This is a genomic window from Micromonospora sp. DSM 43699, from assembly GCF_055517075.1.
Genome location: NZ_JBTMMT010000009.1, coordinates 104574 through 126061, shown reverse-complemented (window position 1 = coordinate 126061; position 21488 = coordinate 104574). Strand labels below are relative to the sequence as shown.

The 21488-nt window shown below is 71.3% G+C and carries 19 protein-coding genes and 1 pseudogene; 6 read left to right on the top strand and 14 right to left on the bottom strand.

Annotated features, from left to right (window positions below; all coding sequences use genetic code 11):
• Positions 1–11: 11 nt before the first annotated feature.
• From sufC to AC0AIB_RS07445, 5 genes are all read right to left on the bottom strand, one after another.
• The gene (gene sufC, locus AC0AIB_RS07465) at positions 12–785 is read right to left on the bottom strand and encodes a Fe-S cluster assembly ATPase SufC (RefSeq protein ID WP_328345003.1); all 774 of its coding nucleotides are present in this window, start codon (positions 783–785) and stop codon (positions 12–14) included.
• Entirely contained in the window at positions 785–1111 is a 327-nt protein-coding gene (locus AC0AIB_RS07460; protein ID WP_328348728.1) for a non-heme iron oxygenase ferredoxin subunit, read from the bottom strand. Before AC0AIB_RS07460 ends, sufC begins: the two co-directional genes overlap by 1 nt.
• Before the next feature lies 1 nt (position 1112).
• Positions 1113–2255 (bottom strand): Fe-S cluster assembly protein SufD, encoded by a 1143-nt coding sequence (sufD, locus tag AC0AIB_RS07455; protein WP_465096278.1) that lies wholly within the window; start codon positions 2253–2255, stop codon positions 1113–1115.
• 151 nt (positions 2256–2406) lie between these two features.
• Positions 2407–3837, bottom strand: coding sequence for a Fe-S cluster assembly protein SufB (gene sufB, locus AC0AIB_RS07450; RefSeq protein WP_328344999.1), 1431 nt, complete (start codon positions 3835–3837; stop codon positions 2407–2409).
• Positions 3834–4493: a helix-turn-helix transcriptional regulator gene (locus AC0AIB_RS07445; protein WP_328344997.1), complete on the bottom strand. Its 660-nt coding sequence runs from the start codon at positions 4491–4493 to the stop codon at positions 3834–3836. The genes sufB and AC0AIB_RS07445 overlap by 4 nt, the downstream gene beginning before the upstream one ends.
• Before the next feature lie 313 nt (positions 4494–4806).
• Here AC0AIB_RS07445 and AC0AIB_RS07440 point away from each other — a divergent pair, with 313 nt between their 5' ends.
• Positions 4807–5793 carry a COX15/CtaA family protein gene (locus tag AC0AIB_RS07440; RefSeq protein WP_328344994.1) on the top strand — a complete coding sequence of 329 codons (987 nt, stop codon included), beginning with the start codon at positions 4807–4809 and terminating at the stop codon, positions 5791–5793.
• 422 nt (positions 5794–6215) lie between these two features.
• Here AC0AIB_RS07440 and AC0AIB_RS07435 read toward each other — a convergent pair.
• The 3 genes and pseudogenes from AC0AIB_RS07435 to AC0AIB_RS07425 form a co-directional block, all read right to left on the bottom strand.
• Positions 6216–7138: pseudogene (locus AC0AIB_RS07435) on the bottom strand (ATP-grasp domain-containing protein).
• Positions 7139–7145: 7 nt separating this feature from the next.
• Positions 7146–7478, bottom strand: coding sequence for a hypothetical protein (locus AC0AIB_RS07430; RefSeq protein ID WP_328344990.1), 333 nt, complete (start codon positions 7476–7478; stop codon positions 7146–7148).
• Between the two features lie 343 nt (positions 7479–7821).
• The gene (locus AC0AIB_RS07425) at positions 7822–8781 is read right to left on the bottom strand and encodes a heme o synthase (RefSeq protein WP_328344988.1); all 960 of its coding nucleotides are present in this window, start codon (positions 8779–8781) and stop codon (positions 7822–7824) included.
• Between the two features lie 263 nt (positions 8782–9044).
• Here AC0AIB_RS07425 and tkt point away from each other — a divergent pair, with 263 nt between their 5' ends.
• The 5 genes from tkt to pgl all read left to right on the top strand — a co-directional run bounded on the left by tkt (position 9045) and on the right by pgl (position 16230).
• Positions 9045–11174, top strand: a complete 2130-nt coding sequence (tkt, locus tag AC0AIB_RS07420) for a transketolase (protein WP_328344986.1) — start codon at positions 9045–9047, stop codon at positions 11172–11174.
• Between the two features lie 16 nt (positions 11175–11190).
• Entirely contained in the window at positions 11191–12369 is a 1179-nt protein-coding gene (tal, locus tag AC0AIB_RS07415) for a transaldolase (protein ID WP_328344984.1), read from the top strand.
• Positions 12370–12673: 304 nt separating this feature from the next.
• Complete coding sequence (gene zwf, locus AC0AIB_RS07410; protein ID WP_328348727.1) at positions 12674–14224, top strand: glucose-6-phosphate dehydrogenase; 1551 nt, start codon at positions 12674–12676, stop codon at positions 14222–14224.
• A 46-nt stretch (positions 14225–14270) separates the two neighbouring features.
• The gene (locus AC0AIB_RS07405; RefSeq protein ID WP_328344982.1) at positions 14271–15287 is read left to right on the top strand and encodes a glucose-6-phosphate dehydrogenase assembly protein OpcA; all 1017 of its coding nucleotides are present in this window, start codon (positions 14271–14273) and stop codon (positions 15285–15287) included.
• 172 nt (positions 15288–15459) lie between these two features.
• Entirely contained in the window at positions 15460–16230 is a 771-nt protein-coding gene (pgl, locus tag AC0AIB_RS07400; RefSeq protein WP_328344980.1) for a 6-phosphogluconolactonase, read from the top strand.
• A 61-nt stretch (positions 16231–16291) separates the two neighbouring features.
• On the opposite strand, the gene AC0AIB_RS07395 is transcribed toward pgl, so the two are convergent.
• From AC0AIB_RS07395 to whiA, 6 genes are all read right to left on the bottom strand, one after another.
• On the bottom strand, positions 16292–16636 hold the full coding sequence (locus tag AC0AIB_RS07395) for an RNA polymerase-binding protein RbpA (RefSeq protein WP_328344977.1): 345 nt from the start codon (positions 16634–16636) through the stop codon (positions 16292–16294).
• A gap of 123 nt (positions 16637–16759) precedes the next feature.
• Positions 16760–17020: a preprotein translocase subunit SecG gene (gene secG / locus AC0AIB_RS07390; RefSeq protein WP_088645052.1), complete on the bottom strand. Its 261-nt coding sequence runs from the start codon at positions 17018–17020 to the stop codon at positions 16760–16762.
• A gap of 95 nt (positions 17021–17115) precedes the next feature.
• A complete protein-coding gene (gene tpiA, locus AC0AIB_RS07385) occupies positions 17116–17907 on the bottom strand; it encodes a triose-phosphate isomerase (protein ID WP_208569200.1) in 792 nt (263 codons plus the stop codon).
• A complete protein-coding gene (locus AC0AIB_RS07380) occupies positions 17907–19106 on the bottom strand; it encodes a phosphoglycerate kinase (RefSeq protein ID WP_328344970.1) in 1200 nt (399 codons plus the stop codon). The genes tpiA and AC0AIB_RS07380 overlap by 1 nt, the downstream gene beginning before the upstream one ends.
• A 52-nt stretch (positions 19107–19158) precedes the next feature.
• Positions 19159–20163, bottom strand: a complete 1005-nt coding sequence (gap, locus tag AC0AIB_RS07375; protein WP_328344968.1) for a type I glyceraldehyde-3-phosphate dehydrogenase — start codon at positions 20161–20163, stop codon at positions 19159–19161.
• Between the two features lie 338 nt (positions 20164–20501).
• Positions 20502–21482 carry a DNA-binding protein WhiA gene (whiA, locus tag AC0AIB_RS07370; RefSeq protein WP_328344966.1) on the bottom strand — a complete coding sequence of 327 codons (981 nt, stop codon included), beginning with the start codon at positions 21480–21482 and terminating at the stop codon, positions 20502–20504.
• Positions 21483–21488: the final 6 nt, after the last annotated feature.

Below are 21488 nucleotides of genomic sequence, written 5' to 3'. Positions count from 1 at the left end.
TCCGTGTGGGTTCAGACCCGCGCCGCGCCGGCTCCGGCGACGTACCGCTCGTAGCCCTCTTCCTCGAGCTTGTCGGCCAGCTCCGGGCCGCCCTGCTCGACGATCCGGCCGGCCACGAAGACGTGCACGAAGTCGGGCTTGATGTAGCGCAGGATGCGGGTGTAGTGGGTGATCAGCAGCAGACCGGTGTCGCCGGTGTCGCGGACCCGGTTGACCCCCTCGCTGACCACCCGCAGCGCGTCCACGTCGAGGCCGGAGTCGGTCTCGTCGAGGATGGCGATCTTGGGCTTGAGCAGCTCCAGCTGCACGATCTCGTGCCGCTTCTTCTCGCCGCCGGAGAAGCCCTCGTTGACGTTGCGCTGGGCGAACGCCGGGTCCATCTGGAGCTTCTCCATCGCGCCGCGCAGCTCGCCGCCCCAGGTACGCAGCTTCGGGGCCGTGCCGTCGATGGCGGTCTTGGCGGTCCGCAGGAAGTTCGCCACCGAGACGCCGGGCACCTCGACCGGGTACTGCATGGCCAGGAAGAGGCCGGCGCGGGCCCGCTCGTCGACGGTCATCTCCAGCACGTCGACGCCGTCGAGGGTGACCGAGCCGCCGGTGATCTCGTACTTGGGGTGACCGGCGACCGAGTACGCCAGGGTCGACTTGCCGGAGCCGTTCGGGCCCATGATCGCGTGGGTCTCCCCCGACCGGACGGTCAGGTCGACACCGGACAGGATCGGCTTGAGCTCGCCCTCGGGCAGCTTGACCGACACCTTCAGGTCGCGGATCTCCAGGGTGCTCATTATCGGGTCACTCCATTGCTCGGCGTCAGACTGACGTAGATGTCGCCGTCGCGTACGTCGACGGGATAGACGGGAACGGGTTCGGTGGCGGGCAGCCCGCTGGGCTCACCCGTCCGCAGGTCGAAACGGGAACCGTGCAGCCAGCATTCCAGCGTGCAGCCCTCGACCTCACCCTCGGAGAGCGCGACCGAGGCGTGCGAACACTCGTCGTGGGCAGCGTAGAACCGGCCGTCGGTGCCGTGCACCACGGCGATCTGGGTGCCGTCGACGTCGGCGCTGATCACGGTGCCCTTCGGCACGTCCTCGGTGGAGCAGATCCGGATCACGTCAGGCACCGACCTTCGTGAGCCGGGCCTCGATCGCGTCTCCCAACCGCTCGCGCAGCGACTCGACCGGGATCTTGTTGATCAGCTCGGCGAAGAAGCCCCGGACCACCAGGCGGCGGGCCTCACCCTCCGGGATGCCCCGGGCCATCAGGTAGAACAGCTGCTCGTCGTCGAACCGGCCGGTCGCGCTGGCGTGGCCGGCACCGGCGATCTCGCCGGTCTCGATCTCCAGATTGGGTACGGAGTCCGCCCGCGCGCCGTCGGAGAGCAGCAGGTTCCGGTTGATCTCGTACGTGTCGGTGCCTGTCGCCCCGGCCCGGATCAGCACGTCACCCACCCAGACGGTGTGCGCCTCGTCGCCCTGCAACGCGCCCCGGTAGCCGACGTACGAGCGGCAGTCCGGCACGTTGTGGTCGACGAGCTGGCGGTGCTCCAGGTGCTGGCCGCCGTCGGCGAAGTAGACGCCGTACAGCTCGGCCTCGCCGCCCCGGCCGGTGTACTCGACTGTGGTGTTCTGGCGGACCAGGTCACCGCCCAGGCTGACCTGAATGTGCGACACCTTGGCGTCCCGGCCGAGCCGGACCTTCAGGTGCTGGGCCTGCACCGCGTCGGCGGCCCAGTCGGCCACCGTGACCAGGGTCAGCTTCGCCCCGTCGGCCACCGCCACCTCGACGTTGTCGGCAAGCGTCGCCGAACCGACGTGCTCCAGCACCAGCACCACCTCGGCGAACCGGCCCACGTCGACGAAGGTGTGCCCGAAGGCCAGCCCGGCGGCGTCGTCGCCGACCACCCGCAGGGTCACCGGGGTGTCGACCACGGCGTCGGCCGCGACCTCGACCAGCAGCGCCTGCCCGGCACCGCCGTACGCCAGCGCGCTGACCCGGTCGACCGGGGTGAGCACGCTACCCACCCGGGGATCGTCCCGGCCGATCCGCCCGACGGTGACGCCGGCCGGCAGCTCGGCGTACTCGTGGCGGACCGCACCGGTGGCGGCCGGCGCCCCGCCGGTAAGCCCACGCAGCCGCTTGAGCGGGGTGAAGCGCCACTCCTCCTCCAGGCCGGTCAGGGCCGGGAAGTCGGCGACGTCGTACGAGCGGAGCGCCTGCGACTTGGTGCTCGGTGGCGCGGAAGCCTGGATAGTCATCTCTTCCTTGGTCTGTCTGTCCGTGGTATTGAGCGGAGGGTGGGTCGGGCTGCTCGCGGGCCGGGCCGATGGGCCGCGGCCGCTCCGGCGGGTGGGTCGGGCCGGGCCGCGACCGCTCCGGCCGGTAGGCGACCCGGGCCGGCGGTCGGCGTCAGCCGACCGCGCCCTCCATCTGGAGTTCGATCAGGCGGTTGAGCTCCAGGGCGTACTCCATCGGGAGCTCCTTGGCGATCGGCTCGATGAAGCCCCGCACGATCATCGCCATCGCCTCGTCCTCGCTCAGACCCCGGCTCATCAGGTAGAAGAGCTGGTCATCGCTGATCTTGGAGACGGTCGCCTCGTGCCCCATCGACACGTCGTCCTCGCGGATGTCGACGTAGGGGTAGGTGTCCGAGCGGGAGATGGTGTCGACGAGCAGCGCGTCGCACTTGACCGTGCTCCGGCTGTGGTGCGAACCCTCAAGCACCTGCACCAGACCCCGGTAGGAGGTACGGCCGCCACCCCGGGCGATCGACTTCGAGATGATCGACGACGAGGTGTGCGGCGCGGCGTGCACCATCTTGGCCCCGGCGTCCTGGTGCTGGCCCTCGCCGGCCATCGCCACCGAGAGCACCTCGCCCTTGGCGTGCTCGCCGGTCATGTAGACCGCCGGGTACTTCATGGTGACCTTGGAGCCGATGTTGCCGTCGACCCACTCCATGGTGGCGCCCTCGTGGCAGACGGCCCGCTTGGTGACCAGGTTGTAGACGTTGTTCGACCAGTTCTGGATGGTCGTGTAGCGGCAGCGGGCGTTCTTCTTGACGATGATCTCGACGACCGCGCTGTGCAGCGAGTCGGAGGAGTAGAGCGGCGCGGTGCACCCCTCGACGTAGTGCACGTAGGCGCCCTCGTCGACGATGATCAGCGTCCGCTCGAACTGGCCCATGTTCTCGGTGTTGATCCGGAAGTACGCCTGGAGCGGGATCTCCACGTGCACGCCCTTCGGCACGTAGATGAACGAGCCGCCGGACCACACGGAGGTGTTCAGCGCGGCGAACTTGTTGTCGCCGACCGGGATCACCGTGCCGAAGTACTCCTTGAAGACGTCCTCGTGCTCCTTGAGGGCGGTGTCGGTGTCCAGGAAGAGGACACCCTGCTCCTCCAGGTCCTCACGGATCTTGTGGTAGACCACCTCGGACTCGTACTGCGCGGCGACCCCGGCGACCAGCCGCTGCTTCTCCGCCTCGGGGATGCCCAGCCGGTCGTAGGTGTTCTTGATGTCCTCCGGCAGGTCCTCCCAGCTGGTGGCCTGCTTCTCGGTGGAGCGCACGAAGTACTTGATGTTGTCGAAGTCGATCCCGGTGAGGTCGGCGCCCCAGGACGGCATCGGCTTGCGGCCGAACAGCCGCAGGCCCTTCAGCCGCAGGTCGAGCATCCAGGCCGGCTCGTTCTTCTTCGCCGAGATGTCCCGCACCACCGCCTCGTTGATGCCGCGCTGGGCGGTGGCCCCGGCGGCGTCGGAGTCGGACCAGCCGTACTCGTAGCGACCGAGGGCGGCGAGCTGCTCTTCCTGGGTCAGGGGCTGGACGATCTGCTCGGTCATCTATCTGTCCTCACAGTGGTGACGGTGTTACCGGACTGGGCACGCGGTTGGGCCGGAATGTGCGTGGTGCACACCCCGTCGCCGTGCGCGATGGTGGCCAGGCGCTGCACGTGGGTGCCGACCAGACGGGAGATGACCGCCGTCTCGGCCTCGCACAGCTGGGGGAACTCGGCGGCCACGTGCGCCACCGGGCAGTGGTGCTGGCAGAGCTGACCGCCGGAGGCGATCGTGGACGCGTTGGCAGCGTAACCCTCGGCGGTGAGCGCGCCCGCAAGTGCGTCCGACCGGGCGAGCGGATCGTCGCCGGCGTCCTCCATGGCGGCCCGGCAGCGGGCCTCCAGCGCGGCGACCTGGTCGGCGGCGAACGCCTCGACCGCATCGGGGCCACCGCTGCGGGCGATCCAGCGCAACGCGGCGGTGGCCATGTTGTCGTAGTGGTGGGTGCCACAGCGCACCCGGGCGGCGTCGGTGAGCAGGAAGACCTTCGCCGGTCGCCCCCGGCCCCGGCTGCCCCGCACCGTCTGCTCCCGGACGAGCACGTCACCGTCAGCGAGCATCGCGTCGAGGTGCCGGCGGATCGCGGCGGGGCTGAGGCCGAGCGCCGAGCCGAGTTGCCCTGCCGTGGACGCCCCCTGCTCCAGCAGGAGCTGGGTCACCCGGTCCCGGGTGGAAAGATCGCCGGCGGCAGCGGAGGTCGACTCCGGTGCAGCACCTCGCGCGCCGCCAGCCTGATCAGCGCCTCGCGCACCGCCAGCCGGCTCGGCACGTCGCACGGGACGGCGCGACCGCGCGCCGACGCCGACGACCGGTCCGGTCGTCGGCGAATGCCCGGAGAGCGCCGCCACGTTTTTCACAACGCCAACGTTACGTAATTCGCCGGAGGGCTGCAAACCCCACTCCGGTGATTCCGCCCACCGGGTCGGTGGAGTCACCCGATCGGGAACCACTACGGTGCGTAGGATTCGCGTCGTGAAGCGATCCGTCCGGTTCCCGGCCCCCGCCGCGCTGGTCCGCCTGCCCGACCGGTTCCCGGTCTCGACCACCCTGCTGCGCCGCCTCGCGTACGCCTCGATCGTGGCCAACGTGGCGATCGTCGTCACCGGCGGGGCGGTCCGGCTCACCGCGTCGGGGCTCGGCTGCCCGACCTGGCCCCGGTGCACCGACGCGTCGTACACCACGACGGCCGAGATGGGCGTGCACGGGGTGATCGAGTTCGGCAACCGGCTGCTCACCTTCGCGGTCGGGGCGATCGCCCTGGCCACCCTGTTGGCCGTGCTGGCCCACCGGCCCCGGCGCACCGGCCTGCTCGGACTGGCGGTGGCGGTGTTCCTCGGCATTCCGGCGCAGGCCGTCATCGGCGGGATCACCGTGCTGACCAACCTCAACCCGTGGGTGGTCGGGCTGCACTTCCTCGCCTCGATGGCGGTCATCGCGGCGGCGTACGCCCTCTGGCGTCGGGTGGTCGACCCGGACGGGCCGGCGATGCCCGTCGTGCCCCGACCGCTGCGCAGCCTGGCCCTGCTCACCACCGCGGTCAGCGTCGCGGTCCTGGTCGTCGGCACCTGGGTGACCGGCAGCGGCCCGCACGCCGGCGACCACGGCGCGGCCCGCAACGGGCTGGATCCGGAGACGATCTCCCAGGTGCACGCCGACGGGGTGTTCCTGCTGATCGGGCTCTCCGTCGCGCTGGTCCTCGCGTTCCGCGCGGTCGACGCGGCCGGCCCGGCCCGGGCCGCCCTGGTGCTGGTCGGGGTGGAGCTGGGGCAGGGCCTGATCGGCTTCGTGCAGTACTTCACCCACCTGCCGGCCGTGCTGGTCGCCGCGCACATGCTCGGCTCCTGCCTGGTGCTGCTGGCCACCCTGGCGATGCTCTGGTCGACCCGGCAGCGCCGCCCGCTCCCGACCGGTCAGGTCAGTCCCCGGGCAGCGACGGAGCAGGTGCCGTCCCCCGTCTGAGCGCACCCCACCCGCACCCAGCGCACCCCACCGCGCGCCCCACCGACATGCCCACCGCGCGCCCACCGACATGCCTCAAGGTCACGCTCGAACATGGTTGTAGTGGCCTCGCTACGCCCGGAGGCCACTACAACCACGACAACACCGTTGCGTTAACGCCGTGGGCGGCTGGTCAACCCGGGACAGGAAGTGCCAGATCGGGGAGCGGGGTGGGCCCGCTCGGCGATCATGGAGTGGTGGTGCCGACTTTGGGGTTCTACGGGCGTTCTGTCACCCACCACAACTCCATGATCGGCGAGGCGGCGGTGGTCGACGAGCAGCCGTCGCGACGGTGTTGACAACCACGAAGTAGCACGATCTTGCTGGGTTGGGTACGAGGCGGCCTTGCCAGTGGGGATGGGTGGAGCTCGTGGTGGGGTGGGTCAGCGGCGGGCGAGGTGGGTGAGGTGGGTGAGCACCGCGTCGGCGAGCCGGTCGGGGCCCCGTCGGCGTACCCGAGGAACAGCGACGGCTCGGTCAGCTCCAGCTCGATCAGCACGGGCGTGCCGTCCGGCCCCGGGACGAGATCCACCCGGGCGTAGAGCAGCCGCTGCGGGCCTCCCGGGACCTCGGTCAGCACCCGCGCGGCGACGGCCAACTGCTCGTCGGTCGCGGCACTCGGCCCGATCTCGGCAGGCCTGTAGGACCACTCGACACCCGGATCCGGGCCGTCGAGCATGGCGCCCTTGCGGACGGCGTGGCTGAAGACCGGGCCGTCCGGGCCGGCCAGGAAGAGCAGCGCGGTCTCACCGACGGTGTCCACCGCCTTGAGGTACGGCTGGACCATGGCGACCCGGCCGGCCGTCGACAGCCGGTGGACGTGCCGGACGGCCAGGGTCCGCTGCTCCGGGTCGGTCAGGTCGTACCGGCCGGTGTCCCGGCTGCCGGCGCTGACCGTCGGCTTCACCACGTAGTCACCGGGCGTCGAGGGCGGCTCCCAGGATGCTCCCGGCTCGACCCAGGAGGTCGGCACGGTGGGCACCCCGGCGGCGGTGAGCTCGCTCAGGTAGCGCTTGTCGGTGTTCCACTCGACCACGTCTGCGGGGTTGACCAGGGTCGGCACGCCCCGCGCCCAGGCGACGAACTCGTCCCGCCGGGGTACGTAGTCCCAGGGCGACCTGAGTACCACCAGGTCGTAGCGACCCCAGTCGACCCGGGGGTCGTCCCAGACGGCGGTGTCGACGGTGACGCCACGCGCCGCCAGCGGGGCGAGCACGAGTCGGTCGTCCGGGACGAGGTCGGCGAAGTGGGAGCAGGTGACGAGAGCGACCCGGGGTTCCCCCCGGGTCGGCTGGTCGGTGGTCAAGGTGTCGTCAACGGGACATCGTGCGCCTGGCCATCGACCGCCACAGGTCGTTGCTCGGCCGCATCTGGTCCATCAGCTCGCGCTCCCAGGCGTTCTCGACGGTGACCCCCGCCTGGGCGCACGCCTCCCGGGCGGTGACGGTGTCCTCGGCGAACTGGTCACCCCATGCACCGTCGGTGCCGACCAGGACGATCCGCGCACCCCGCTTGCCGACGTACTCGATGACCGCCTTCGCGCCGCCGTGTGCGGCGGCGAAGGACTTGATGCCCGAGACCAGCCCGTTGGGGGCCGGTTCGGCGGTCTGCTCAGCCGTCAGCGTCGTATCGGAACCTTCTGCCATGGCCGAAGCCTAAGCAGACTGGCACCCCTACGCGCGAGAATCATGAACTATTTGTGATACCAATTACCCGAAGGTTTGTCGGAAAGTAGAGGCCAATTGCCCGCATATGTCGGATAAATTCGGGCACAATGCCTCCGGTGGATCGTCCCGATGTGCCCACCTTGCGGTGCATTGCCGCACCCGGAAAAAATCTCATCATCCGGACGCGATTCCGGCCGGCTCCTTCGGCACGACGGCCGTCCCGGCCCCCGTAGGGGGACAAGACCCACCGGGCGCCCCTGCCCCGGCGGGGACGAGGTCCATCGGCGGGGAACCGAGGGCCACGCGGGCGCGCGGAGCGGGTTCAGAGCAGCGCGTCGAGGGCCACCGCGGCGAACACGATGGTCAGGTAGGTGGTCGACCAGTGGAACAGGCGCATCGGCTTGACCGGCTCGCCCCGGGTCACCCGCCGGCAGAGCTTGTGCGCCTCGACCAGGAAGACGGCACCCACCAGCGCGGTCGGTACCCCGTAGATCGCACTCATGCCCATCGGCCACAGCGCCAGAGAGGTCGCCACGGTGAGCCAGGCGAAGATCAGGATCTCGGCGTTGACCCGCCGGGGCGAGGCCACCACCGGCAGCATCGGGATCCCGGCGCGGGCATAGTCGTCCTTGTACTTCATGGCCAGCGGGTAGAAGTGCGGCATCTGCCAGAAGAAGACCACCGCGAACAGCGCCCAGGCCTGCGGCGCCAGCGAACCGGTCACCGCCGCCCAGCCGATCAGCACCGGCGCCGCCCCGCACGCCCCGCCCCAGAAGGTGTTCGCCGTCGTGGTGCGCTTGAGCCAGAGGGTGTAGACCAGGTCGTAGTAGACGATCGCGGCCAGCGTCAACGCCGTCGCCAACAGGTTGGTGAACGTCGCCATCAGGGCGATCGAGACCGCCGCCAGCACCAACCCGAAGACCAGGGCGCTGCGGGGCGAGACGGTGTGCGCCGGCAGCGGACGCCGCTTGGTGCGCCGCATCAACTGGTCGATGTCCCGGTCGATGTAGCAGTTGAGCACGCTCGCCGCGCCGGCGGCGAGCGAGCCGCCGGCAAGCACCACGGCCATCAGCCACAGCGACGGCAGGCCACCGTCGGCGAGCATCATCGCCGGCACCGTGGTCACCAGCAGCAGTTCGACGATGCGGGGCTTGGTCAGCGCCACGTACGCCGACACCACCGCACGGACGTCCCGTCGGCGGGCCACCGGTTCCCCGGTCACCGTGCGCACCGGCGGCTGCCCGGCAGAGTTGCTGACGGGGCGCTCGGTGATCATGCTCACGGATTGCCACCTTCCGGCGTCGGCAGGGGAGGTCGGTTCGGCGGGACCCGGAGGGGTCCACACACCGGACCACACACTACGCGCCGTCGTTTTCGCTGCCCGGGCGACCCGACAACGGTGCGGGCCGTCACACCTGACGGGTGACCGAACGATCCGGCCCGCGCATACGTAACTGCCTGCTGAGATCCCCGGGCGGACGTTTAGACCCGCTCGATAGGGTCACCAGTGAGGGTTCCGCCCATCTGCCGAGGAGCACAACCATAGTGGCTGCCAACCGACCCGCACTCAACTGGACCGACCTCGACCGCCGGGCCGTCGACACCGCCCGCGTCCTGGCCATGGATGCCGTGGAGAAATCCGGCAACGGCCACCCCGGCACCGCGATGAGCCTCGCGCCCGCGGCGTACCTGCTGTTCAACCGGGTGATGCGACACAACCCGGCCGACCCGAACTGGCCCGGCCGGGACCGCTTCGTGCTGTCCGCCGGGCACTCCAGCCTGACCCTCTACATCCAGCTCTTCCTCTCCGGTTACCCGCTGAGCCTGGAGGACCTGAAGTCGCTGCGGCAGTGGGGCTCGCTCACCCCGGGCCACCCCGAGCACGGCCACACGCCGGGCGTCGAGACCACCACCGGCCCGCTCGGGCAGGGCCTGGGCAACGCGGTGGGGATGGCGATGGCGGCCCGCCGCGAGCGCGGCCTGTTCGACCCGGAGAGCGAGCCGGGCGCCTCGGTCTTCGACCACAACATCTGGTGCATCGCCTCCGACGGCGACATCGAGGAGGGCATCAGCCACGAGGCGAGCGCCCTCGCCGGGCACCAGCAACTGGGCAACCTCACGCTGATCTACGACGACAACGAGATCTCGATCGAGGACGACACCCGGATCGCCAAGAGCGAGGACGTCGCGGCCCGCTACGCGGCGTACGGCTGGCACGTGCAGACCGTCGACTGGCGGGCCGGCGACGCCGACCAGGGCGACTACCACGAGGACGTCGAGGCGCTCTACCAGGCGCTGCTGGCGGCGAAGGCCGAGACCGGCCGCCCCTCGTTCATCGCGCTGCGCACCATCATCGGCTGGCCCGCGCCGAACAAGAAGAACACCGGCAAGATCCACGGCTCGGCGCTCGGCGGCGACGAGGTGAAGGCGACCAAGGAGATCCTCGGCTTCGACCCGCAGCAGAGCTTCCAGGTCGACGAGGACATGCTCACCCACGCCCGTGGGGTGCTCAACCGGGGCGTCGAGGCCGAGCAGGCGTGGACCGGCGAGTTCGACGGCTGGGCGCGGGCCAACCCGGAGCGCAAGGCGCTCTACGACCGGATCGCCGGCCGGGTGCTGCCGCAGGGCTGGACGGACGCGCTGCCGACCTTCCCCGCCGACGCCAAGGGCGTGGCCACCCGGGCCGCCTCCGGCAAGGTGCTGGAGGCGCTCGCCCCGGTGCTGCCGGAGCTGTGGGGCGGCTCGGCCGACCTGGCGGAGAGCAACAACACCACCATGAAGGGCGAGCCGTCGTTCATCCCGGCCGCCCACGCCACCAAGGACTTCCCCGGCCACGAGTACGGCCGCACGCTGCACTTCGGCATCCGTGAGCACGCCATGGGCGCGATCCTCAACGGCATCGCCCTGCACGGCGGCACCCGCCCGTACGGCGGCACCTTCCTGGTGTTCAGCGACTACATGCGCCCGTCGGTACGGCTCGCCGCGCTGATGAAGCTGCCGGTGACGTACGTCTGGACGCACGACTCGATCGGCCTCGGCGAGGACGGGCCGACCCACCAGCCGGTGGAGCACCTGACCGCGCTGCGTGCCATCCCGGGCCTGGACGTGGTCCGCCCGGCCGACGCCAACGAGACCGCCTGGGCGTGGCGGCAGGCGCTTGAGCACACCGACCGGCCGACCGCGCTGGCGCTGAGCCGGCAGCCGCTGCCGACCCTGGACCGTGAGCGGTACGCCGGGGCCGAGGGCACCGCCAAGGGCGGGTACGTGCTGGCCGAGGCGTCCAACGGCAAGCCGCAGGTGATCATCGTGGGCACCGGTTCCGAGGTGCAGCTCTGCCTCACCGCCCGGGAGCGGCTGGAGGCCGACGGCACCCCCACCCGGGTCGTCTCGATGCCCTGCCAGGAGTGGTTCTACGAGCAGGACGAGGCCTACCGGGAGTCGGTGCTGCCGCGCGGGATCAAGGCCCGGGTGAGCGTCGAGGCCGGCATCGGGATGTCCTGGCGGGGCGTCGTCGGCGACCTGGGCGAGAGCGTCAGCCTGGAGCACTACGGCGCGAGCGCCCCGCACACCGTGCTGTTCGAGCAGTTCGGCTTCACCCCCGACCGGATCGTGTCCGCCGCGCACGCGGCGCTGACCCGGGTGGGCGACATCACCGGTTTCACGACCGGCAACTGAGGAGAGCGTGGACGACATGACGGACAGACTGGGTGACCTCACCGCCGCCGGAGTGGCGGTCTGGCTCGACGACCTTTCCCGGGTACGACTGAGCTCCGGCGGGCTGGACAAGCTCCGCCGCGAGCAGCACGTGGCCGGGGTGACCACCAACCCGACCATCTTCGCCAAGGCGTTGAGCGACGCCGACGAGTACAACTGGCAGCTGAAGGACCTCGCCACCCGGGGCATCGAGGTGGAGGAGGCGGTCCGGATGCTCACCACCTACGACGTGCGCTGGGCGTGCGACGTGATGCGCCCGTCGTACGACGGCAGCGACGGCGTCGACGGGCGGGTCTCCATCGAGGTCGACCCCCGGGTCGCCCACGACACCGACAAGACCGTCGCCGAGGCCAAGGCGCTGTGGTGGCTGGTCGACCGGCCGAACCTGTTCATCAAGATCCCGGCGACCGAGGCGGGGCTGGCGGCGATCACCGCGACCCTGGCCGAGGGGATCAGCGTCAACGTGACGTTGATCTTCGGGCTGGACCGCTACTCGGCGGTGATGGAGGCGTTCCTCACCGGTCTGGAGCAGGCCAAGGCCAACGGCCACGACCTGTCCGCGATCGGCTCGGTGGCCTCGTTCTTCGTCTCCCGGGTCGACTCCGAGATCGACAAGCAACTGGACAAGATCGGCTCCGACGAGGCCAAGGCGCTGCGCGGCAAGGCCGCCGTCGCCAACGCCCAGCTCGCCTACGAGCGCTACACCGAGGTCTTCTCCTCCGACCGTTGGCAGGCCCTGGCCGACGCCGGCGCCCACCCGCAGCGCCCGCTGTGGGCGTCGACCTCCACCAAGAACCCGGACTACCGGGACGTGATCTACGTCGAGGAGCTGATCGCCCCCGGCACCGTCAACACCATGCCGGAGTCGGTGGTCCAGGCGTACGCCGAGCACGGCGAGACCCGGGGCGACACCATCACCGGCGCGTACGACGCGGCCCGGCAGGTCTTCGCCGACCTGGCCGCCGTCGGCATCGACATGGACGAGGTGATCGCCACCCTGGAACGGGAGGGCGTGGAGAAGTTCGAGACCAGCTGGGGTGAGCTGCTCGAAGGCGTACGCAAGTCGCTGACCGCCGCGGCGCAGGGCACCGGCACGCCGAACGAGGCGGCCAAGGGCAACGCCGAGGCGGCCCGGCGGGCCGGCGGGAACGCGTGACCGACGGCGTCGGAGGCGTCGCGGGGCCCTGCCCCGCGACGCGCCACGCCGTCGCCACCGCACCACCGGTGGCGACGTGAGTGAGCTGTCGACCGGCCCGGCCGATGCCGGTGCCGGTCTCGCGGTGCCCGGGACGGACGCGGTCGGACCGACCGCGCCCGTTTCCGTGCCGGCCGCCCTGTACGCGCGGGGCTTCCCGGTGGCACCATCCGACCGGGGCCGGCCGACTGCTACGGCGGCCCCTGGCCGACAGGCCGGCCGCACCGGCCCGGCTGGACGCGATCGGACAATGGCGGGCGTGACGATGGACGACATGGACCAGACGGAGCGAGGAGGCGGCGTGAATCCGCTGCGCGACGCGCAGGACCGCAGGCTCCCCAGGATCCCGGAGCCGTGTGCCCTGGTGATCTTCGGGGTGACCGGTGACCTGGCGCGCAAGAAGCTGCTGCCGGCGGTTTACGACCTGGCCAACCGGGGGCTGCTGCCACCCGGTTTCGTGGTGCTGGGCTTCGCCCGGCGCGACTGGGGCGACGGCGACTTCGAGGCGCTGGCCCACGAGTCGGCGAAGAAGCACGCCCGGACACCGTGGCGGGAGGAGGTGTGGGGCCGGCTGGCCGGCAACATCAAGTTCGTCGGCGGCTCGTTCGACGACGACGCCGCCTTCGACAAGCTCGCCGCGACCCTGGACAAGCTGCGCGACAGCCACGGCATCCACGGCAACGCCGCCTTCTACTTCTCCATCCCCCCGACGGCCTTCCCGGTGGTGCTCAAGCAGCTGGCCCGCACCGGCATGGCCGACAACGAGAAGTGCGGCGGCTGGCGGCGGGTGGTGGTGGAGAAGCCGTTCGGCAACGACCTGCCGTCGGCGAAGGAGCTCAACGACCTGGTCGACGACGTGTTCACCCGGCAGGACGTCTTCCGGATCGACCACTACCTGGGCAAGGAGACGGTCCAGAACATCCTCGCCCTGCGGTTCGCCAACAACCTCTTCGAGCCGCTGTGGAACTCCAAGTACGTCGACTCGGTGCAGATCACCATGGCCGAGGACGTCGGCATCGGCTCCCGGGCCGGCTTCTACGACTCGGTCGGCACCGCCCGGGACGTGCTCCAGAACCACCTGCTCCAACTGCTCGCCCTGGTCGCCATGGAGGAGCCCACCAGCTTCGACGCCGACGAGATCCGGGCCGAGAAGCTGAAGGTGCTCAAGGCGATCACCCTGCCGAAGGACGTCGCCCGGGGCACCGTACGCGGCCAGTACCTGCCCGGCTGGGTGGGTGGCGAACGGGCCGTCGGCTACCTCGACGAGGACGGCGTCCCCGCCGACTCGACCACCGAGACGTACGTCGCCGTGGAGCTGGGCATCCAGAACCGCCGTTGGGCGGGGGTGCCGTTCTACATCCGGGCCGGCAAGCGGCTGCCCCGGCGGGTGACCGAGGTGGCCATCATGTTCAAGAAGGCCCCGCACCTGCCGTTCAACACCGCCGACATGGAGTCGCTGGGCAACAACCAGTTGGTCATCCGGGTCCAGCCGGACGAGGGCGTGGTGCTCAAGTTCGGCTCGAAGGTGCCCGGCACCACCATGGAGGTCCGCGACATCGCGATGGACTTCCAGTACGGCGAGGCGTTCACCGAGTCCAGCCCCGAGGCGTACGAGCGGCTGGTGCTGGACGTGCTGATCGGCGACCGGACGCTCTTCCCGGACGCCTCCGAGGTGGAGCAGAGCTGGGCGGTGGTGGACCCGTTGGAGCACGCCTGGGAGGGCACCAAGCCGGAGCCGTACCGGTCGGGCGAGTGGGGGCCCCGGGCCGCCGACGAGATGCTGGCCCGCGAGGGCCGCGCCTGGCGGCGGGCGTGAACGGCCACGAGGGAATCAGGCACAGCGGGCGGACCGGGAGGCACCAGTGATCGGGCTGTGGGACACCACCGGCAACGAGGTGGTCAAGGCGCTCGCCGCCGAGCGGCGCAGCGCGGGCGGGGTGGCCAGCGGGATGGCGCTCACCCTGATCGTCGTGGTCGACGAGAAGCGGGTCCGGGAGGCGGAGGCGGCGGCCACCATCGCCGCCGCCGCCCACCCGTGCCGGCTGCTCGTCGTCGTCCGCGCCGACGTGGAGCGGGAGCGCAACCGGCTGGACGCCGAGATCGTGGTCGGCGGCCGGCTGGGGCCGTGCGAGGCGGTGGTGACCCGGATGTACGGCCGGCTCGCCCTGCACGCCGAGTCGGTGGTGATGCCGCTGCTGGTACCGGACGTACCGGTGGTCACCTGGTGGCACGGGGAGCCGCCGGCGGAGATCGCCACCGACTTCCTCGGGGTGGTCGCCGACCGACGGATCACCGACTGCGCGCAGGCCGTGGACCCGATCGAGGCGCTGCGGGAACGGGCCCGGGACTACGCCCCAGGCGACACCGACCTGGCGTGGACCCGGATCACCCCGTGGCGCACCCTGGTCGCCGGGGCGTTCGACACCACCGAGGCCCGGGTCACCGAGGCGACCGTGGTGGCCCCGCGCCGGGACCCGACGGCGGCGCTGATGCGGGGTTGGCTGGCCGCCCGGCTCGGCATCGACCCGCAGTGGCAGCACACCGACGACCACCCGAGGATGCGTCAGGTGCAGCTGCGCTGCGCCAACGGCGACGAGCTGACGCTGACCCGGGACGACAGCATGGCGACGTTCCGGCGTACCGGCCAGGACGACCGGATGCTGCCGCTGGTGCGTCGCCCGCTCGGTGACGAGCTGGCCGAGGAGCTGCGCCGGCTCGACGCCGACCAGGTGTACGCCGAGGCGTTGGGCGCGGCGGCCGGGCTGCCCGCCCTGGAGCAGCGGCCGGCCCAGCGGGTGCACGTCTGGAAGGACCCGGCCACCGCCCGGCGGGCCGAGGCGGGCGTGACCGCGCACTCCGGCACCAGCACGGCATCCTGACCGGTGCGCCGGTGGGCGGTCCGGCGGGGCCGCCCACCGGCCGGTCCGGTGCCGGCCCGCCCAGGACGGGCGGGCCGGCACGACGAGATCCCTGGTGACATCGGCACCCGGCGGGGCCGACCGGTCCCGCCACGACGAGCAGGACCGCGTGGAGCGGTCGGGAAAGGCCAAGATGAGTGAGGCGAGTGTCGCCGTGCACGCCGACGCCGACCTGCTGGCGCAGGCGGTGGCGGCCCGGCTGGTGGTGAAGCTGCTTGACGCGCAGGCGGAGCGGGGTGCGGCGTCGATCGTGCTGACCGGCGGGCGGATCGCCGCGGCGGTGCACCGGGCGGTGGTCGCCCTGCCCGCCCACCATGCCGTCGACTGGTCCCGGGTGGATGTCTGGTGGGGCGACGAACGCTTCCTGCCGGCCGGGGATCCGGACCGCAACGAGACGCAGGCGCGGGCCGCGCTGCTGGACCTGGTGCCGCTGGACCCGGCCCGGGTGCACCCGATGCCGGCCACCGACGGCCCCACCGGCGACGACCCGGAGGCCGGTGCCGCCGCGTACGCCGAGGAGCTGGCCCGGGCGGCGCGGACAGGTCACGCCGCACTCCCCCACTTCGACGTGCTGATGCTGGGCGTCGGCGAGGACGGGCACGTGGCGTCGGTCTTCCCCGGGCACCCGGTGCGCCACGACACCCGGCCGGTCAGCGCGGTGCGGGGCAGCCCGAAGCCGCCGCCGGTACGGACCACCCTCACCCTGCCGACGATCAACACCGCCGAGGAGGTCTGGCTGGTCGCCAGCGGCGCCGACAAGGCGCAGGCGGTGGGGACGGCGTTGGCCGGGACCGGCCCGGAGCAGCTGCCGGCCGCCGGGGTGCAGGGCGTCTCGCGTACCCTCTGGCTGCTCGACCGGGCGGCGGCGGCCGACGTGCCGGCCCGGCTGCACACCCCGCGCTGAGCCCTGGCCCGGTCCTCCCGGACCGGGTCAGGTCGGGACGCTCACGCCGTCGCCGGGGCGGTCACTCCCGGCCGCGTCGACGGCGCAGCGCGGCCAGCGCCTCGGCCAGCAGCGCCTCCCCCTCCTCCGGGGTGCGCCGCTCCTTCACGTACGCCAGATGGGTCTTGTAGGGCTCGGGGCGGGTGCGTCCGGGCGGGTTCTGGGCGTCCAGACCGGCGGGCAGGCCGCAGCGCGGACAGTCCCAGACGGCCGGCTCCTCGGCGTCCACCGCCAACCGGATCTCTGTGGCGTGGTCGTTGCGGCACCAGTAGGTGACCGCGCGGCGGGGGGCCGGCTCGTACCGTTCGGTGGGGCGCTCCGGTGCCGACCCGATTCGTGAGCCACGGATGACGTTGCCACTGGGCACGGTTGCTCCTGTCGTCGGAGGGGACCACCGCCTGAGGCGGGCGGTGGGCGACGTGGCGGAGAAACAAAACTGCGCGCGGTCCGTGACGGACCGCGCGCAGATTGTATGACCTGATCGAGCCGCTCAGGACCCGCTGTTGAGCTGGAGCCGGAGCCAGAGGCCGAGCCCGACGATGCAGGCGAACCAGACGATGCTCACCAGGACGGTGTAGCGGTCCAGGTTCTTCTCGGCCACCGACGAGCCGGCCAGGCTGGAGCTGACCCCGCCGCCGAACATGCTCGACAGCCCGCCGCCCTTACCCCGGTGCAGCAGGATGAGCATGGTGAGCAGAACGCTCGTGATGACCAGCAACACGATCAACGTGTATGCGAACCAGATCGGCATGGCTGGGGTCAGTCCTCTCGTTACGATCCTCGCCCGGACAGATCGGGCACGGCGGCACCGACCGGCGGACGGGCGGAGTCAAGAATAGCGAGCGATCAGCGACCCGTGTGCTCCGGGAAGCGGCAGATCTTCGCGAACTCCTCGGCGTCCAGGCTGGCCCCGCCCACGAGCGCCCCGTCCACGTCCGGCTGGGACATGATCGACGCGACGTTTGACGACTTCACCGAGCCGCCGTAGAGGATCCGGACCTGGTCGGCGGTGCCCTGGTCGTAGGTCTCGACCAGCCGCTTGCGGACCTCCCCGCAGACCTCCTGGGCGTCCTCGGGGGTGGCCGTCTTGCCGGTGCCGATCGCCCAGACCGGCTCGTACGCCACCACGACCTTGGTGACCTGCTCGGCGGTGAGCCCCTTCAGGGCACCGTCGAGCTGGTCGCAGCAGTGCGGCACGTGCCGCAGCTGCTCGCGGATCTCCAGGCCCTCACCGATGCAGAGGATCGGGGTGAGCCCGTTGGCCAGCGCGGCGGCCACCTTGGCGTTGACGATCGCGTCGTCCTCGTAGTGGTACTGCCGCCGCTCCGAGTGCCCGACCGCCACGTACGTGCAGCCCAGCTTGGCCAGCATCGCCCCGGAGATGTCCCCGGTGTACGCGCCGGACTGGTACGGCGACAGGTCCTGCCCGCCGTAGCCGATGAGCAGCTTGTCGCCGTCCACAGCGGTCTGCACGGTGCGCAGATCGGTGAAGGGCGGCAGGACCACCGTCTCGACGGCGGTGAGCTGCTGCTCGGTGAGGCTCGCGGCCAGCTTCTGCACCAGCAGGTTGGCCTCGAGGTGGTTGAGGTTCATCTTCCAGTTGCCGGCCATCAACGGCCGGCGGGTGACACTCGCCATCAGTCCTCCAGGGCCGCGATGCCGGGGAGGGTCTTGCCCTCCAGGTATTCCAGGGAGGCGCCGCCGCCGGTCGAGATGTGCCCGAACGACGACTCGTCCAACCCGAGGGCCCGGACGGCCGCAGCGGAGTCACCGCCGCCGACGACGGTGAACGCGTCGGTCTTGGTGATCGCCTCGGCCACACCCCGGGTGCCGTTGGCGAACGCCGGCATCTCGAACACGCCCATCGGGCCGTTCCAGAAGACCGTCTTCGCCGGCGACAGCGCGGCGGTGAAGCCGGCCACCGTCTCCGGGCCGATGTCCAGGCCGAGCCGGTGGCTGGGGATGCCGTCGGCGGGCACCGTGTCGTGCGCGGCGTCCGGGGCGAAGGCGTCCGCGACCACCACGTCGACCGGGAGCAGGATCTTGCCGTCGGCACGGGCCAGAAGGTTGCCGCAGGTCTCGACCATCTCCTCCTCCAGCAGCGAGGTGCCCACCTCGTGGCCCTGGGCCTTGAGGAAGGTGAAGCACATACCGCCGCCGATGAGCAGCCGGTCGACCTTCGGCAGCAGCGCCTCGATCACCGCCAGCTTGTCGGAGACCTTGGAACCGCCGAGCACCACCACGTAGGGACGCTCCGGCTCGCCGGCCAGCCGACCCAGCACCTCGACCTCGCGCAGCACCAGCCGGCCGGCCACGTGCGGCAGCCGGGCCGGTACGTCGTGGACGCTGGCGTGCTTGCGGTGCACGGCGCCGAAGGCGTCGTCCACGTACGCCTCGCCGAACGCGGCGAGCTGGTCGGCGAAGGCTCCCCGCTCGGTGTCGTCCTTGCTGGTCTCCCCCTTGTTGAAGCGGAGGTTCTCCAGCAGGGCGACCTGACCGTCGGTCAGCGCGTCCACGGTGGTGCGGGCGGACTCGCCGACGGTGTCGGTGGCGAAGTGCACAGGCGCGTCGAGCAGCTCACCGAGCCGCCCGGCGACCGGGCGGAGGCTGTACTGCGGATCCGGGGCGCCCTTCGGACGGCCCAGGTGCGAGCAGACCACGACCCTCGCCCCGGCCTGCACGAGCGCGCCCAGGGTGGGCAGGACGGCCCGGATCCGGCCGTCGTCCGTGATGTCTCCGGTCTGCTTGTCGAGTGGGACGTTCAGGTCGGCGCGCACCAGCACGCGTCGACCCGACACCCCCTCGGCGAGCAGGTCGTCGAGGTTGCGGATGCTCACAGAGCTAACTCTCCGTTCGTGACTGCGGGGCTCGCAAGCTCACTCCTCGCACTCACAGCGAGGAACCCACCAGCTTGACCAGGTCGACCAGCCGGTTGGAGTAGCCCCACTCGTTGTCGTACCAGCCGACGACCTTGACCTGGTTGCCGATGACCTTGGTCAGCGGCGCGTCGAAGATGCACGACGCCGGGTCGGTGACGATGTCGGACGAGACGATCGGGTCCTCGTTGTAGACCAGGATGCCCTTGAGCGGGCCGTCCGCAGCGGCCTTGATAGCGGCGTTGACCTCGTCCACGGTGGTCTCCCGGCCGACCTCGACGGTCAGGTCGGTGGCCGAGCCGGTCGGGATCGGCACCCGCAGCGCGTAACCGTCCAGCTTGCCCTTGAGCACCGGCAGCACCAGCCCGATCGCCTTGGCGGCACCGGTCGAGGTGGGGACGATGTTCAGCGCGGCGGCGCGGGCCCGACGCAGGTCCTTGTGCGGCGCGTCCTGGAGGTTCTGGTCCTGCGTGTACGCGTGGATCGTGGTCATCAGGCCCTTCTCGATGCCGAAGGTGTCCTGGAGGACCTTCGCCATCGGGGCCAGGCAGTTCGTGGTGCACGACGCGTTCGAGATGATCGTGTGCTTGGCCGGGTCGTACTGGTCGTGGTTGACGCCCATGACGACCGTGACGTCCTCGTTCTTCGCCGGGGCGGAGATGATGACCTTCTTGGCCCCGCCGTCGACGTGCGCCTTGGCCTTGGTGCCGTCGGTGAAGAAACCGGTGGACTCGATGACGACGTCCACGCCGGCGTCGCCCCACGGCAGCTTCGACGGGTCCTTCTCGGCGAACGCCTTGATGGTCTTGCCACCGACGGTGATCTCGTCGGCGGTGGCCTTGACCTCGTGCGGCAGGCGACCGAGGATGCTGTCGTACTTGAGCAGGTGGGCGAGCGTCGCGTTGTCGGTCAGGTCGTTCACGGCGACGACCTCGATGTCGGCGCCGGACGCCAGCACGGCCCGGAAGAAGTTACGGCCGATGCGGCCGAAGCCGTTGATGCCAACCCGGATGGTCACAGGTCCCATCTCCTCGCGTTCTGGTCCGCCGACGTCAGAACCGGGCCGGCGGAGGTGTGTGCGCCGGCCGGTGAGCCGGCCGTTGACGATTCGTCTCGGCCACCCCGCCACGGTCTGGGAGGACCTGACCGCCCGAGGCGGTGTGCACGGCGAGGAGTGCCTGTGCCGGCCCCCTTGCCGTACCCGACGACCCTATCCGAGCGTGCCCCGCCACGATGCGGCGGGTGGTGACCCCGTCGGGTCGACGGCACGGCACGCCCCACCCACCCGACCCGTGACACGTCGCCCCGCCGGCTCGTGCTTCGCACTCGCCCGCGGGATGGCGGCCCACCGTCCTATCAGACCACGAGCATGTCCGGCGTGACTGCCGCTTCGGTATCCGGGATGCCCAGGTCACGGGCCCGTTTGTCGGCCAGCGCCAGCAGCCGGCGGATCCGCCCGGCGATGGCGTCCTTGGTCAACGGCGGATCGGCCAGCGCGCCAAGCTCCTCCAGCGACGCCTGCCGGTGCTCCAGCCGCAGCCGACCGGCCGAGGTGAGATGGTTCGGGGCGTCCTCGGCGAGGATCTCCAGGGCCCGGGTGACCCGGGCGGCGGCGGCCACCGCGGCCCGCGCCGAGCGGCGCAGGTTGGCGTCGTCGAAGTTCGCCAGCCGGTTGGCCGTGGCCCGCACCTCCCGGCGTACCCGACGCTCCTCCCAGGCCAGCACGCTGGAGTGCGCGCCCACCCGGGTGAGCAGCGCGGCGATCGCGTCACCGTCCTTGACCACCACCCGGTCCACCCCGCGTACCTCACGGTTCTTGGCGGTGATGCCGATCCGGCGGGCCGCGCCCACCAGGGCCAGCGCGGACTCCGGGCCGGGGCAGGTGATCTCCAGCGCGCTGGAGCGGCCCGGTTCGGTCAGCGAGCCGTGCGCCATGAACGCCCCCCGCCAGGCCGAGACCGCGCAGCAGACGTTCGCCGCCACCACGTGCGGCGGCAGGCCGCGTACCGGCCGGCCCCGGACGTCGAGCAGGCCGGTCTGCCGGGCCAGCGCCTCGCCGTCCTTGACCACCCGGACGATGAAGTGACTGCCTTTGCGCAGGCCACCCGAGGCGAGCACGTGGATCTCGCTGGGATAGCCGTACACCTCGGCGATCTCCCGACGCAGCCGGCGGGCCACCGCCCCGGTGTCCAGCTCGGCCTCCACCACCACCCGACCGGAGACGATGTGCAGCCCACCGGCGAAGCGCAGCAGCGCGGCCATCTCCGCCCGCCGGCAGCAGGGCTTGGGCACGTCGACCCGGCTCAGCTCGTCCTTGACCGCAGCCGTCATCGCCATTGTGCG